Origin of the sequence: Streptococcus caledonicus, assembly GCF_042656225.1 — a bacterium.
GTDB classification, from domain to species: domain Bacteria; phylum Bacillota; class Bacilli; order Lactobacillales; family Streptococcaceae; genus Streptococcus; species Streptococcus caledonicus.
The window spans coordinates 190,312-205,082 of sequence record NZ_JBHSOJ010000016.1 but is presented as its reverse complement, the minus strand read 5'-3'; the positions used below and the strand labels follow the sequence as shown (position 1 = coordinate 205,082).

Genomic DNA, 14,771 nt, shown 5'->3' with positions numbered 1-14,771 from the left:
ACTTTTTGCTTCTTTCTTAGAAAGTTCGTTCTTCTCAAGAGTAGCATCCAAGCTCTCTCATTTCTAAGCTTAAGCTGAAACTATCCACTAGACAGTTTCACTCCAAATTAAGTTCTATCAGATATGTTGTCTTACTCCGTTTTCAATCCATCGTAGCCATAAACAATGAATTGAGAACTCTAGAAGGTATCAGTCTACTTGAATATATCGACGCGCTCCTGAATAAGATAAGTAAGAAATCCACTGTTTTCCTTCAGCGATAAGTACCCTATCATAGTTGACCTTTTCTCCCTTATCGTAAGTTGCAAGAGTTGGGCTTACTGATTTTGCTTCTGCTTTAATTGGTGATGATTTTTTAAAAACATATATCCCTTTTGATGGCAGTGTAATCTGTGCTTTTATTTGTACTGGTAGCTGAGTCGTTATTTGAGAAATATAGGTTTGATTACCACCGTTATCTTGATAATACAGGTGTGCGTGATACGTTCCACGATCGTTTTTATGATTCGAACTATCAACAGTCACTTTATAAGTGCCATCTGACTGCTTACTTGCAATATACCAAGCAATGTCATCTTGTCCAGCGTTTTCTGACCAAACAGGAACATACACTTCTTTTAATTCTGCGTGACTAACATCAGATACAACAATATCGAAGGTACCTTTATGATTGTTTTTATTCACAATCTTGATATTTCCTGTCGTTGGTTGTTGAACACGAGTTGTTACAACTGGAACAGTTGTTGTCTGTGCTACAAAAGTTTGTTTGCCATCGTTAGATTGATAATATAGGTGAACATGATAGATTCCACGATCATTTTTGTGGTTGGAAATATCCACAGTCACTTTATAGGTGCCATCTGATTGCTTCGTGGCAACATACCAAGCGATATCATCTTGCCCTCCTTTATCTGACCAAATTGGAACTTGTACCTCTTTCAATTGGTTATGACTCACATTTGAAATAACAACATCAAAAGTTCCTTTGGCATCATTCTGATTTTTAATCGTAAGTTTTCCTTTAGTTGGTACCGAAAGTGCCTCAATTGCAATATAGCGTCTGTTTCCACTATAAGAAAGATAAGACAACCATTTATAGCCTTCAGCTTCAACAACTTTATCATAATGAACAGACTGCCCTACTTCATAATAATCTAATTCAGGACTAGACGTTTTTGCTTCTGCTCTAATCACAGACTTCTTAGAAAATGTATAGGTACCACTTGAAGACAGACCTGACTGATTGACCGATACTGGTGATGACGTTTGAATACTAGATGAAGCGGACAAATCTTTAAAATGAATAAAGCCGTCAACTTTGCTTCTATGAATGGTTCGCTTATGATATCGATGAGTATAGTCATAATTGTATTCTTCAATAGTCACGTAATCACCCGATACTTCTGAGACCCAGGCCACATGACAACTATTCCACCAAGCCACAGCTCCAACAGCTGGCTGTTTATTAACTAGGTAACCCTCACGTCTTGCACGCGGCCCCCATTCATTAGCATTACCATAAGCTCCTGGAATGGTAAAGCCATTAACTGAGGATAGTCTATAAGCCACAAATGATACACACTCTCGATTAAACAGACGCCAAGGGTCAATAAGGCTATCTGCTGCTGCATTTTTGAGATAAGCAGGGTAGTCATCTCCCAGATGTAAAAAATTCAACTTAGGCATCTCTTGAGCCTTTTTTACTTTGGACACTTCCACTATTGGGGGAATCGTCTTCTTAGGTGCTACTTCTTTATTAGGAATAGTAACTTTAGGAGTTTCCTTTTTAGCTTCAGGTATAGTTACTTTTGGAACTGTAACCACTGGCTCCTCAACTTTCTGTTCAGTCATTTCTGAAGGAATAGCATCTCTGTTTTCTTGAGTCGTGGTACTAGTAGCATTTGTCATCTCTGAAGAAGTAACTTGCGTTACTAACTGAGAGGTAATCTCAGAGGTGGTTGAAACCTCTTCCGCCAGAACACTACCTGTCATTAGAAATGTTCCCAACAGAACCGACGCAGCTCCAACACCACACTTACGAATTGAAAAACGTTGAACAGTTTGCATACCTTTTTGCATTCATTAACTCCTTGTAAACTTAATCTTTCAGGCCTGTACCTAATTATTCGCAAGGAGAAGAAAAAATTAAGGATTTAAAAAATAATATTTTGCTGGGAAGAATGAGAAGAAAAAATAGACTTCAAAATTATTCTCTCAAATAATAACCTAGTCTTTTCTAACAGGTAGCAAATCAGTACGAAAAATTAGATATTTTCGCAAATCTCTCAAGAAGTTAGTCAATACCCATCATCATGAGTTTACTTGAGAGGCCAAGAGACACTACTTGAATACTGAAAAATACATCACCTATCTTCTAGAACATCTTCCAAATGAGAAGACACTCGCAAAAAAGGAGGTGCTAGAGGCTTATTTACCATGGAATGAAACGATTCAAAAAATTGTAGAAAGAAAAAAACTTCCAGAGTCAACAAAGACTTTGGAAGTTTCAATATAGTCTGTTATTGGACACTTACTTTTATTAACTCAAAAAGCCTGTACTATCTAAATAGTATTAGCTACTAAAGAAATTATAACTCTCTTAAATAATTGATATTTACTTCTAAAATGTAACATACCTCTACTTGAAGGCCCAAAATTTATTTAATAAAAAATTAATCGGAACACTAATAATTAAATTAAGAATAGGTGCAATCAGTTCAGAAAGATTAAAAAATTTAATCCATATAATTAATAATAGACTATTCAAAAAAAGTCCTGTTATAGAATACGAAGCAAAAGTTTTCAATAGAGCCTTCCAGATATGACGCTCCTCTCTTGACTCAGTAAAAACCAATTTGTTGTTCCAATAAAAAGACCATAATACTCCTACAATAAAAGCTATTGTTTGAGCGCTCAAATAACGAAACTCACCTGATATTCCTAACCATTTTATGCCGGACCATGAAACTAAGTAAATCATATACGATAATAATGTATTGCTAAGACCTACAATTCCAAATTTAAAAAATTCATAGACTGTTTCAACCCAATGGTCACTTATTTTTCGTCTAGTCAATTTTGTTAAAATTTCTAATCCCTTACGAATAAAAGATTTTAACAACTTTTCAATAACTATCATCCTACTCCTCGTTTGAGATATACTCTCTGATAACAAATTGCGGTGCCTTGTTACCATTTAGATAAATCCGTCCAACATATTCTCCCAGTAGACCAATCATCATCATTAGCACACCACCAGTAATCAGTAAGACAGACATCAGTGAAGCCCATCCTTGGGTACTGATTCCAAAGAAAAGCATCGAAATTAAGATGTAAGTTACAAATAAGAATCCAAGCAAAGCAAATACAGCACCTAACAAGGAGGCAAACCGTAATGGAATAACAGAAAATGCTGTGAAACCATTGAGCCAAAGTCCTAACAATTTAGCAAAAGTATAGGTCGTTTCTCCAACCTCTCGTTCTCTGTGCTCGATAATTTGGTTAGCAATACGATTCGTAGAGCGCAAAATTAATCCCCAAACATATGGAAAAGCTCCATCATATTTGACAATCTCTTTAGCAACAAAAGAGGTCATGATAAAATAGCTACACAAACGAAGATCTTGTGGTTTACCGATTACAACATTAGCCATTTTATCATTGACTTTGCTACCAAAGTTCTTAAACCAACTGTGTTTCTTAACTAGATATTCACCAAAGACAACATCGTAACCTTCTTCTAATTTTGCAATCAATTTATGCGCCTCAGCTGGAGGATTCTGTCCATCATCATCTAGTGAGATAATATAATCTCCTGTACAATAACGATAACCTGCCATTCTCGCTCCATCTTGTCCAAAATTCTTTGCCAAGTTAATCCCTTTGATGAATGAATACTTCTGACACAAGTCTTGAATAACTCTAAAAGTATTATCAGTTGAACCATCATTTACTAAAACTAATTCAATATCATATTTTGTGTGAAATTCAGCTATAACAGTTTCAACAACATCTGCTAGAGTTTGCTCTGAAAAATAGCATGGAATCACGAAAGATAATTTTTTTTTGTCCATAGACCACCTCAATCATACGTCTTATAACTTCTTTGATAAAGTTTAAACCCAATTTTTATCAACCAATTCGGCCAAAACTGACGGAACATATACATTTCATCATTAACACGGATATTATTTTCAGTGAAGGATTTACTTGTTGCTTCTTCATGGATACGATAATAAAATAATTTTTTATGAATATAAATAAAAGGTTCATTATATCCTGCAAACTTCACAAAAGTGTCCCAATCCAACGCAAATTTCAACGGAGAAGTAAAAACTTTACCATTAATTAAAGATTTATTATATGCAACAGATGGACAAGAAATAGCATTTCCAAAGCCTTGAAAATATTTCTTAAAGAACTTATTATGACGTAACACTTTAAAGCGCATTGGGGTTCTAAAAAGGCGCTTCATTCGAGAATTTAAGTCAGTTCCAATTCTCCCATTTTTTATCGGTAAATAATCTGTAAATGCCATTATAGCGTTAGGTTCTTTAGAAATTTCTAAAAGAAGCTCTTTAGCATAATTCTCATCATAAATGTCATCCTGATGAGTGACAGTAACCCACTCAGTCTGGGCTTTCTCACAACAAAAATTCCAATCATCCTGTATATCACTTTTCCCTTCTCGTATAAAAAGAGGGATATCATAAGCGTTGGCGAGATTAGATAAAAAATCGCTTGGTGTAGAAGTACACATAATAATATTACTATAGGCATTTTGCTTAACAACAGACTGTATACAAGTTTCTAAATGTGGCGACTCTTTGTAGGCACAAATAGCAAATGTATGTTTTTTTGGTTTCATGGTATTATTTATTTTCCTTTTTCATTACTGTATAAAGTTTTTTCATTCCTTCACTTAGTGAAAGCATTTGATGACTTGGAAATTCATTCTGATAACGTTTTATATCTAAAACACTATAGTCTAAGTCAGAATCTCTTTGTGGAAAATAATTCACATCAACTTTTTTCCCATTAAGAAGATAAATTTGTTCTAAAATATCATTTAAAGAAGTTCCAATGCCTGAACCCAAATTATAAACTTCTTCATTGTTCTCAGAATGAGCAATGTTAATAATACCTTGGATAGCATCAGAAATATATATATAATCTCTAACAGATGATCCATCGCCAAAAATAGAAATTTCTTTTCCTGAAAGAGCACGATCCATGAAGACTGTTACTGCACCTACCGCACCATTTGGATTTTGACCAGGTCCATAAGGATTTGCCAAACGAACAACTCGAAAATCTAAATTAAATTTATGCTTATAAAGATTCAGATACTTTTCAATCATTAATTTTTGGATACCATATGAGGCGATTGGATTTGTAACAGCACTTTCTTTAAATGGCCTCCTATTAGATTTTCCATATACTGTGCCTCCTGAAGAGATAAAGACAATACGCTTAACATTTTCTTTTACGCAAGCCTCTAGGAGTGATAAGGTACTAAAAACATTATCCGTTATTTCTTGAGTTAAGGATTGATTTGTACTTGGCAAAGTAGTACTTATTAGATGAAAAATAACATCGTGCCCCCTTACTAAATTATCAAATGGATAATCTGGCGAAAACTTTCCTTCAACAAATTTTATCCTACCGCTTTCAAATTCGTCTGCATGTTTGATGTCAAAAGCTGTCACTCTTTGCCCCGACTCCAGCAAAGTACGTGTCAGATGTTTTCCTATAAAACCTGACGCTCCTAGTACTAAATAATTCATTATATGATTCATATCCTTACGTATGTGTTAATAAAAGTGAAGAGATACCTGCTAGTGTCGAAATCACTAACATTGTAATTGTGATTAATTTTGCCTCTTTGTTAGTAATAACCTTTTCCTTAAGAGCATAGCTGTAAATTAAAATACCAATTCCAATTAAAGAAAAATATAACGGTGTCGCCGTTCTAAAACCCGAAGCATATATCGTTGGAGAAAATCCCATAGCTACCCTAGAGGCTACTCCAGAAATTAAAAGAGAAAATGCAAGTAAATTAGGATATAGCTTTTCTAAACAAAGAAACACTGTTACCATAAAACAAAAAGCAAAAAGAGCAACTAAACTATATTTGGCAAGTGAAAATAAACTATTGGTAGTAATACTAAACAAACCATTTGGGGCAATTTCTACTGTCAGCAAGTTTAGGTTACTAAAAAATATTAAAATCACATTTTTCAATAAGCCAAAAAATAAAATCATAACGAATGGAATAGTAGCAAATCCCTTTAAAAAAATACTCGTGTATTTTTTATAAACGATATAGAACATCATGCTAGTTATCACTAGCATAAACAAATGATTTTCAAAAATAACATTTTGCATCGTTGAGAAAAAGCCAATATCAAGCTTATCCACCGTATCTAGCATATTATAAGTGGGAAACCAATGAAATGTCTCCGAACCGCTTCGATTACCATTCCCCGGAGCAGTTACTGTAAAAATAAGACTCAAAACTAATAAGGCTAACTGTACCCACATAAAAAGGTGATTTTTTTTAGATAGTAGGAAATAAATGAGAAAAACTAAATAAACAAAAAGCAGTACGACTAATTCTAATTCTTCATTAGCTGCATAAATAAGAGTGATACCATAGATGAAGAATTGCCACCATTTAAACCTTTCAACATCTTGGATTTTACGAATTGGAACAAGTGCAATAAAACCTGCTGCCATTGGCCAAAAGTAAGTCATAAACGTCACCAACCATCCAGCCGATCCTAAATACTCAATAGGATAAATCAAAATCATTCCAATAATAAAAATATTTATAAAAACATTATCATATCCAAATAATTTTGAAAAAGCTTTCGCTAAGGCCAATCCAACAAAGGCATTTATCATTGTAAATACTATAGTCGGTTTCCCTAATAGATAGTGAATGACAAAATTTACCAAAACCCTAGATGACCACAAATAATAATCTTTTAAGATGAGTTCCCAATGATCCGCCCAAGTCAAATTTTGATATTCTCCCATTAAAGCTGCATCATCATTAGCGATTTTTACTGAAAAGAAAATCACGAGGTATGCAATAAAAAGCAATAAAAATGGTATATTTTCTTTTCGTAATCTATTGTTTATTAATGCCTTCACTTCGTCAATTCCTCTTTTATACTATTACTTATTTTTATAATATTCTTCTCTCCATCAGAGTTGTCAACTATAAATACTTCATAGTCATGTTTTTTAATCATATCACTTGCTGATATGACAGCATAAAAACCACTATCTGAATAATTGACACCATCTCCAAGATATGTTTCTAAATCTGGCCGATTAACAATCTCGGTAGCAATTTCAATATACTTTTTTGAAGTTTTGTCTTTCAGAACTACTGTACGCTCAATAACTCCTATATCAACACCTTCTTTAATTAACCAACCACTTATCGCATAGCCGTCATTAGCAGTAACATCATCAATCCAAAACTGATACCCATCATTCACTACCTTAGACTTATCAAATTTATAACTAGCCACCGCTACTTCATGTTTTCTTAAAAAGATAAAACACAAAACAAACAAGAGTACCGTCACCATAGAAATTAGAAAAATTAACTTTTGATACTTCTCTTCATTAGTTTTCACAAAATAACTCCTTTATGGTTTTGGTAAATTAGGTTGTTGCAATTTAGCAGTATAATAATCCTTAACAATTTTCTCATAATCAGCCGTCTCATCTTCTGTTAAAAAATTAATAACATTATCTTGACTGGTCATATAGTTTCCCTCGGAAACATATAAATAGCTTAATTTACTATATGGTTCATCACTAAACAAGCTATTTCCTAAGAAATAATTCGGAGCAGTGATATCCAGAAAATCTAATATCGTCGGAGCAAAATCTAAAGAATTTCTTCCTCTAGCATCCACTTTTTTAGACTGAACTCCTTTGTGATAAAGGATGAAAGGAACTTTATCAAAACTAGGGTACGCTCTTGATTTCCAAGCTTCAATATATGCTGCATCAGTATAAGTTGCATGATCTGTTGTAAAAATCAAAATAGTATTTTTAGCTAGCTCAGATGAATTAAATTTTTCTAAAAATTTCCCAATTTGATAATCAGAATCAAAAAATTTATTAAAAAGACTATTTTTACCATCTTTATAAACTTTATCTGTAGAATCTAACGATAAGTGAGTTCCAAAGGTATACATCGAAATAAAGAAGGGCTTAGTAAACTTATCCTGTCTAACCATCTCATCATATAAAAAACGGTAAGCTTCTCTATCGGTTGTTGAACCATCCATTCCCTTATTTATTTTTGAACTTATGACATTGTCAAAATTAAAGTTTTCTAAATAATTTTTAAAATCACTATTATGTGGTTCTGTATTAATAAAAGTAGTTCGATAACCTTGGTTTCTAAAAATATCTTGCAACCCAATTAAAGAATTACTATCATAATTTTGTAATTGATAACCTGAATACAGTTGCCCACTTAAACCACGATAAGTAGCAAAAGTATGATTATAATAATTAACAAAATCTATAGACTCTTCTTGAAGCCTTTTCACATTAGGCATCAGATTTTCTTGACTATCAATCACTGATTGTGATAATCCTTCAACAAAAACGATAACGACATTAGGCTGCTTTACCAGGGAATCGTCCTTCGAATAATAGTCATCTATTCCATCTCTGTAAAACTCACCTGTTACATCAGTAGCTGTTGATACTTCAGCTATTAATTTTTGTTGATATTGATATTCTTTAAAAACTTGATAATAATTTACAAATGGTGTTATTGAAACAAGGTGAGTTGCTAAAACACTCATTTCGATCATCAGAAAAACTAACAACAATGAGGCATTTACAAATCTAGGAAATGTTATCTCAGAAATAGGCAATATTGCCAAAATAATAACAAATAGTGTTGCCGATATATAGAGCCCTGCATTTCCAGAAAGAGTGGAGAGTGAATCTATATTGGTTAGCATAACCAATGTCAAGTATGTACCACCAAAAATTTGAACCATTTTTTCAACATAGTACAGAAACATAAAGAGACTGTTGAATAAAAAACCTAACCATCTATTGCGTACTACTAAAAAATTACTGATAAAGACAATAATACTTAATTCCGTAAAACTTATTAATAAATCTTCCCAATTTTCTGTTAGCTTAAAAGCCCAAAAAGTAATTGCAATTGAAAAAGCATATTTAATAACTGTCAATGCTTTCGGTGATACTATTTTTTTTAAATTCATTTTCCTTTTCGTAAGAGTCGCTTAATAATATATTTAATCGCACTACCTGGTCCACGATAAATATAATGCAGAGCTCCTTTTATTCCTCCAATGTTATCAAAATTTATAAAAGTATTTGGAAGTGACTCAGGTCTAATATTTAAAACTTTATTATCCACAAACGGTGTAATATAAATATTATTTTTTGAAATGGCATAGTCATAATCATTTGCCCAAGCTAAATAAACCAAAATACGCTCAATTGAATGTAAAATTGTATGCTGTGGAATTGGTTCTGATGGGATTTCGTTATCAGCTAGTTCAAGTTCAAATAATGGTTGTAATGTTTTATTTTTAAACCAGATAAAAGTGCCGTAGCTCATTATAAAAGTATCCAATTGTGAAAAATCAATCTGGCGTGGCATATTCATTCGTTTCCATAAGACATTCATATCATCCGCAAATCTGTTTTCATTCCAAGGGTCAACAATTTTGGTATATCGAAAGAATGAAGGAATGTCAGCAATAACTAGGCCGAGATTTTCATTTGTCTCTAAATTGGCTAAAATATTATCAGCAGGTTCAAGAAGCATCTGATATAATTCTCTTCGCCATGAATCACCTACCCAATATGGATATTCCGGTGATTTTTTAGTATGAAAATGACCAATGTAATCATAACTTTCCAATTCTTTTTTCAGCTTTAACATCGGTATAATATCACGCCCTTTATTCCCAGTTAAGAATACCTGAGCTCTTTTACCATTTTTATCTAGAATAACTTGGATTTGTTCTTTTTTCTCCTCTGTATCCGTCGTCAAAAACAAATCATAGTCAAAATGGAAATGTTCAAACTGTGTTAAAAACTCCTCGAGTAAATCAACATAAAATGTATGCAAATGAACAGCAACTTTTTTAGTATTTGAATAAACCTTAGGTGCCTTTTCCAATACTTTTCGATCTAACAAATACGGTGGCGTTGGCAGACTAACATCTGACATATGATCTAGAATATGCTTAATCGGGTACTTTGTCTTCTCCTCAATAGCTTGTAACAAATACGGCGATAAATGTTGTGACAAATCAAATGTTTTTATTTTAATAAACGGTACCTTATGATCCAATAAAACATGTGGATAATGAATCGTAAAGTTGGAATGGAAAAAATCATCTGCTAATGGTACTGTGTCTAATACAGGCTTATACTTAAATCCCGCATCTGTAAATAATTTTGTATATTGAGTTTCGTAATTGTCAATAACTTTTTGAACATCTGAATAGGATTCAACATGTTCCCAAAAATTTTGGAATACATCCGATTGAATAATTGATTTTTTAAAAGACATAAAATAGGATTGAAGATGCTCATTAATAAATATATGACGCACATCAACCTTAGCATGATTTGTCATTCCCCAAAAGTCAATGTCATCAGTTGATTCAAAGGAATCATAATAAGATTGCATATCCCAAAGCGGACCAAAACAAGTATCATTCATACAAGTAATTGAATCATAATTTTTTAAGCTATCAAAACCAATTAATTGCATCCCATCATGCCAAGCCGCAAAATCATATCCTAAGTTTTGTCTTTGAATAAAAAACTCAATTAATTGTTTCTCTTTTAACTTTTCCTCAATTTCGTGAGTCAACTGACTATTTGAAATGAACACAACCGTTGAAAACAGAGGTCGCATTTTCTCTAATTGGTAATAAACATGATCGCTAATCTTATTATTTTTATTAAAATGGACATACAATAGTAAACGTCGCATTATTTTCTCCTAATGATATTAATAATTTTTGTAGGTATGGTCCATCGTTTTGAACCAATTACTGCACGATATTGATTGCTAACTACTTTTATTTCATCAGATAAATCTTTATTCTTAGCTTCTAAATCTACAAATTTTTGAGTCAACTCCTGATAAAAAGATATTCCTGTATCTTCAATCATGTTCAACTTTTCATATGATAAAACAAACTTTTCCCCAAAATGAGCGATATTATATATGAGTTGAGGATCTGAATTACCAAAAATGACACCATTAGTATATCTCAACCCATTTGAGGAATGAGGTAAAATCTCAGTTTTAAAATTGAAAGAACTTAGACAAACATTTTGAAAAATCATGGGTACTTCTCCCAAATCAATTCTTAAAACTTTCACTCCTTGAGGGATTTGAAATTCAAGGATGTCTTTATTTTTTAAGCAAAATGCCATGCTATTATTTATAGAAAATCCTTCATTTTCATATTGGTAAAAAATTCTTACCTCTTGATTCATTAATTGAAGAATATCTAGGTCTTCTTTGAATCGGCCAAATAGGCTCTCTAATGCCCTTATTGATTTTGGAGACGGCATTGCCATTTGATCAATGCTTTCAATAACCTCTTTAAAACATGTCCTTAGCGTAAATTGATTAGCGAGTTCCGATTTTCTCTTAATAAGTTCATATTTCTCAATATCAAAATTGGCTATCATTTGCTGAATCGTAGAAACTAATCGATCCAAATTCCCCAATGGATATAATCTTCCTACATTAAAAAAGTCATGTACTGTTAAAAATCCAGGATTATCTGAAACTATAGTTGGGATTCCATTTAAAATTGCCTCAACATAGACAAGCCCAAAGGTTTCCATTTTTGATGAAAAAATCGCTATATCTTTTTCTGAAATATGTTCCCACGGATTATCTTTGTGCCCCATAAAAACAACAGATTTTAAACGATGTTCTTTAATGAAACGATCGCACTGCTTCTTATATTCATCATCCCAGCCACCTATAAAAATTAAAGGATTTGAAATACCTAATTGGCTATATGCTTTTATAATTTCAAGCTGATTTTTATTTTCATTAATTTTCCCAACTGAAATTAAACGAATCTCATCTCCTTGTTCATCTAGAAAATCTTGGTGGTTTTTTATCTCTGAATAGGGAATAAAAGTCCCCATTTTACATGATGAAAATGTGCTAGTCAATCTATTCAATTCATTTGCTAAATTTCCCCTAACCGCAAAAACTTTGTCAGAATTTTCAATAATAAATGGTAATTTATCTTTATAGTACTCAAATTCTGCATTAGGAAATTCATGAATTAACCAATAATGTGCCACACCTTCACACGCAGCTGCAATCGCTCCATAAAAAGTATTAACAGTATTAGTAATAACTAAATCAATATCAGATTCTCTTATGACTTTTCTGATTTGATAAAGGTTTTCACGATAAAAAGCAAGCTTAGTAGATTCTTCAAAATCAGAAGGTTCTGGCGCCTCCATCCACCACCACTCTGGAGTGGCTAATGGAATGTTTTGAACCCCAAAATCTTTTAATTTTTCAACATAATTAACTTGCGAAGGATGAGGACTTACTGGGTAAATATTAAAAATATTATATCTTTTCTCCTCTATCAGAAACCCCATTAAATTAGTAATAGAAATTTCTGCACCATTATCTAATGTACCTGTAGGTGAGATAAAAAGGATATTTTTCATAGAGCCACCAATCGACTATTTCCAAGAGCCACTACGTCTCATCATTCCAGTATTAGCATCCCACTCACTTTCAAAAACAGAGTCTACTATTCTATCAATTACAATAATCGGAGCTGTTGTAGCTGGCGAAAAGGCTAGTGGATGTTTTTCAGAATCACGAACAGTCGCTGCTAATTTTAATTTTGCATGATTTAGATAATCTAATTTACAAGTAAATGTTACAACTTTTCTACCAGTACCTGTCGTTTTTAAATCAATAGAATTATCATTATATAATCCAAAACTAGTGTCTATATCTAAAAACGATAGAGCGATATGAGTATCAATATCTTGTAAAACATTATATGTAAATTCAAGGATAATATCTTCATCTGGTCGAATCTGAGCGGGTGTTAGCAATTTAACATCAAAATCTTGGATGACTTGACTCACTTTTTCTTCATTTTTTTCCGAAATTTTTTCAGCATTAATAACATTATCAAAACTGTACTGGTTGGCAACTTCATCAGGGTTCCCATATGCTTTCACTAAACCATGTTCAATCAACACCGCTTTATTACAGTACTTTTTGACAGCTCCCATATCATGAGTTACTAGGATAGTAGTCTTACCACTGTTTTTACGCTCCATAAAGTAATCATTACATTTTCGCTGAAATGCTTCATCCCCTACAGCAAGAACTTCATCAAGGATAAGAATATCTCCTTGAGCTTTAATTGCGACTGAAAATGCTAGTCTTACTTGCATACCTGATGAATAGTTTTTAAGTTTTTGATTCATGAACTCGCCAAGTTCAGCAAAGTCAACAATATCATCATACATGGCATCAATTTCCTCAGTCGTAAAACCAAGCATTGCTCCATTCATATAAACATTTTCTTTACCTGTCAATTCTGGATTAAAACCAACACCAAGTTCAATAAAGGAAACTAGTTTGCCATTGACCGTTACTTTTCCTTGTTCTGGAACATAGATTTGTGAAATAATTTTAAGAAGAGTTGATTTTCCTGAACCATTTCGCCCAACAATACCAAAAAAGTCTCCTTCTTCTACTTCAAAATTAATATCTTTGAGAACATGTTGTTCTTTATATCCTTTGATACCTTTGAAGCGATTCACAAGAGCAGTTCTTAAACTCTGAGTGCTTTCTGTCGGTAATTTAAAATATTTTGAAACGTGTTCAACTTTTACTGCAATATTTTTTGTCATTAAAGAATCTCCGCAAATTTCTTAGCACTTTTCTGGAAAATAGCGTAGCCTATTCCAAAAATTAAAATTGGTAAGATGTAGGGTACTATAGCAATTGCCTTATTCTCAATCAAATCCCAGCCTCGTAAACTTCCTGAAAAAACAATAAAGTGACGTAAATCTTGAATAATCTGCGCTAAAGGGTTCAACATCATTACTTTCGCAATGGCCACTTGGCCTTTTTGTAAAATAAACGTCAGAGAGTAAATGATAGGTGTCCCGTACATTCCAGCCTGCATAACAACTTCCCAAATTGGACCAATATCCCTATATTTCACAAAAAGTGTTGCTAAAATAAACGCAATGCCAGTTGTCATTAAGAAGAGTTCAATAAATAGTGGAAAAATCACCAACCACCCTAAAGACATATTTACTCCGTTTATGACAGCAAAGATAAAAACAACTAGAAGATTAATGGCATAGTTAATGGTTGCACCTACTACCGATGAGATGACAATAATTTCTTTAGAAAAATTTAACTTCCGAAGTAAATCCCCTCTTGAAACAATTGACATCATCCCCATATTGGTCGCCTCAGAAAAAAAGTTCCAGGTTACCATACCTATTAATAAACCAATTGCATAATGAGGAGTTCCATCATCAAATCGCAAAAATCGAACAAATACCAGATACATAATAGTGAAAAGCATCATTGGTTTTAAAATAGACCACACATGTCCAATAACACTTCCTTGATAACGAAGTTTAAAATCTGTTTTAATCATTTCTCGAAGAAGAATACGATTCTCCTTGGCAAATATATTCATTTG

At 32.8% G+C, this 14,771-nt stretch carries 13 protein-coding genes; 1 reads left to right on the top strand and 12 read right to left on the bottom strand.

The genetic code is table 11. The features are described 5' to 3' along the window. Positions 1-189: 189 nt before the first annotated feature. Positions 190-2,079, bottom strand: coding sequence for a GBS Bsp-like repeat-containing protein (locus ACFPQ3_RS04940; RefSeq protein ID WP_232323173.1), 1,890 nt, complete (start codon positions 2,077-2,079; stop codon positions 190-192). A 265-nt stretch (positions 2,080-2,344) separates the two neighbouring features. On the opposite strand from ACFPQ3_RS04940, the gene ACFPQ3_RS04935 reads away from it, so the two are divergent. Continuing rightward, positions 2,345-2,515 carry a hypothetical protein gene (locus tag ACFPQ3_RS04935; RefSeq protein ID WP_198039876.1) on the top strand — a complete coding sequence of 57 codons (171 nt, stop codon included), beginning with the start codon at positions 2,345-2,347 and terminating at the stop codon, positions 2,513-2,515. A gap of 123 nt (positions 2,516-2,638) precedes the next feature. On the opposite strand, the gene ACFPQ3_RS04930 is transcribed toward ACFPQ3_RS04935, so the two are convergent. The 11 genes from ACFPQ3_RS04930 to ACFPQ3_RS04880 are packed head-to-tail and all read right to left on the bottom strand — an operon-like array spanning position 2,639 to position 14,768. After that, positions 2,639-3,139 carry a GtrA family protein gene (locus ACFPQ3_RS04930; protein ID WP_156805458.1) on the bottom strand — a complete coding sequence of 167 codons (501 nt, stop codon included), beginning with the start codon at positions 3,137-3,139 and terminating at the stop codon, positions 2,639-2,641. Between the two features lies 1 nt (position 3,140). Then, positions 3,141-4,073 carry a glycosyltransferase family 2 protein gene (locus ACFPQ3_RS04925; RefSeq protein ID WP_156805459.1) on the bottom strand — a complete coding sequence of 311 codons (933 nt, stop codon included), beginning with the start codon at positions 4,071-4,073 and terminating at the stop codon, positions 3,141-3,143. Between the two features lie 8 nt (positions 4,074-4,081). Further along, positions 4,082-4,867, bottom strand: a complete 786-nt coding sequence (locus tag ACFPQ3_RS04920) for a glycosyltransferase family A protein (RefSeq protein ID WP_156805460.1) — start codon at positions 4,865-4,867, stop codon at positions 4,082-4,084. A gap of 4 nt (positions 4,868-4,871) precedes the next feature. Then, entirely contained in the window at positions 4,872-5,786 is a 915-nt protein-coding gene (locus tag ACFPQ3_RS04915) for an NAD-dependent epimerase/dehydratase family protein (RefSeq protein ID WP_198039877.1), read from the bottom strand. A gap of 16 nt (positions 5,787-5,802) precedes the next feature. Next, on the bottom strand, positions 5,803-7,158 hold the full coding sequence (locus tag ACFPQ3_RS04910; protein WP_156805462.1) for a DUF6056 family protein: 1,356 nt from the start codon (positions 7,156-7,158) through the stop codon (positions 5,803-5,805). After that, positions 7,155-7,652 (bottom strand): hypothetical protein, encoded by a 498-nt coding sequence (locus tag ACFPQ3_RS04905; protein WP_156805463.1) that lies wholly within the window; start codon positions 7,650-7,652, stop codon positions 7,155-7,157. Before ACFPQ3_RS04905 ends, ACFPQ3_RS04910 begins: the two co-directional genes overlap by 4 nt. A 12-nt stretch (positions 7,653-7,664) precedes the next feature. Further along, positions 7,665-9,275, bottom strand: a complete 1,611-nt coding sequence (locus ACFPQ3_RS04900; protein ID WP_156805464.1) for an LTA synthase family protein — start codon at positions 9,273-9,275, stop codon at positions 7,665-7,667. Next, entirely contained in the window at positions 9,272-11,029 is a 1,758-nt protein-coding gene (locus ACFPQ3_RS04895) for a rhamnan synthesis F family protein (RefSeq protein ID WP_156805465.1), read from the bottom strand. Before ACFPQ3_RS04895 ends, ACFPQ3_RS04900 begins: the two co-directional genes overlap by 4 nt. After that, positions 11,029-12,753 carry a glycosyltransferase gene (locus ACFPQ3_RS04890; RefSeq protein WP_156805466.1) on the bottom strand — a complete coding sequence of 575 codons (1,725 nt, stop codon included), beginning with the start codon at positions 12,751-12,753 and terminating at the stop codon, positions 11,029-11,031. The genes ACFPQ3_RS04895 and ACFPQ3_RS04890 overlap by 1 nt, the downstream gene beginning before the upstream one ends. Positions 12,754-12,768: 15 nt before the next feature. After that, positions 12,769-13,962 carry an ABC transporter ATP-binding protein gene (locus tag ACFPQ3_RS04885; RefSeq protein WP_156805467.1) on the bottom strand — a complete coding sequence of 398 codons (1,194 nt, stop codon included), beginning with the start codon at positions 13,960-13,962 and terminating at the stop codon, positions 12,769-12,771. Continuing rightward, complete coding sequence (locus tag ACFPQ3_RS04880; RefSeq protein ID WP_156805468.1) at positions 13,962-14,768, bottom strand: ABC transporter permease; 807 nt, start codon at positions 14,766-14,768, stop codon at positions 13,962-13,964. The genes ACFPQ3_RS04885 and ACFPQ3_RS04880 overlap by 1 nt, the downstream gene beginning before the upstream one ends. Between the last annotated feature and the right edge of the window lie 3 nt (positions 14,769-14,771).

Excerpts from the sequence above, each read along its gene's own strand:
- ACFPQ3_RS04890 (WP_156805466.1), bottom strand. The coding sequence starts at position 12,753 with ATGAAAAATATCCTTTTTATCTCACCTACAGGTACATTAGATAATGGT.
- ACFPQ3_RS04940 (WP_232323173.1), bottom strand. The coding sequence starts at position 2,079 with ATGCAAAAAGGTATGCAAACTGTTCAACGTTTTTCAATTCGTAAGTGT.
- ACFPQ3_RS04930 (WP_156805458.1), bottom strand. The coding sequence starts at position 3,139 with ATGATAGTTATTGAAAAGTTGTTAAAATCTTTTATTCGTAAGGGATTA.
- ACFPQ3_RS04900 (WP_156805464.1), bottom strand. The coding sequence starts at position 9,275 with ATGAATTTAAAAAAAATAGTATCACCGAAAGCATTGACAGTTATTAAA.
- ACFPQ3_RS04925 (WP_156805459.1), bottom strand. The coding sequence starts at position 4,073 with ATGGACAAAAAAAAATTATCTTTCGTGATTCCATGCTATTTTTCAGAG.
- ACFPQ3_RS04885 (WP_156805467.1), bottom strand. The coding sequence starts at position 13,962 with ATGACAAAAAATATTGCAGTAAAAGTTGAACACGTTTCAAAATATTTT.
- ACFPQ3_RS04915 (WP_198039877.1), bottom strand. The coding sequence starts at position 5,786 with ATGAATTATTTAGTACTAGGAGCGTCAGGTTTTATAGGAAAACATCTG.
- ACFPQ3_RS04880 (WP_156805468.1), bottom strand. The coding sequence starts at position 14,768 with ATGAATATATTTGCCAAGGAGAATCGTATTCTTCTTCGAGAAATGATT.
- ACFPQ3_RS04895 (WP_156805465.1), bottom strand. The coding sequence starts at position 11,029 with ATGCGACGTTTACTATTGTATGTCCATTTTAATAAAAATAATAAGATT.
- ACFPQ3_RS04920 (WP_156805460.1), bottom strand. The coding sequence starts at position 4,867 with ATGAAACCAAAAAAACATACATTTGCTATTTGTGCCTACAAAGAGTCG.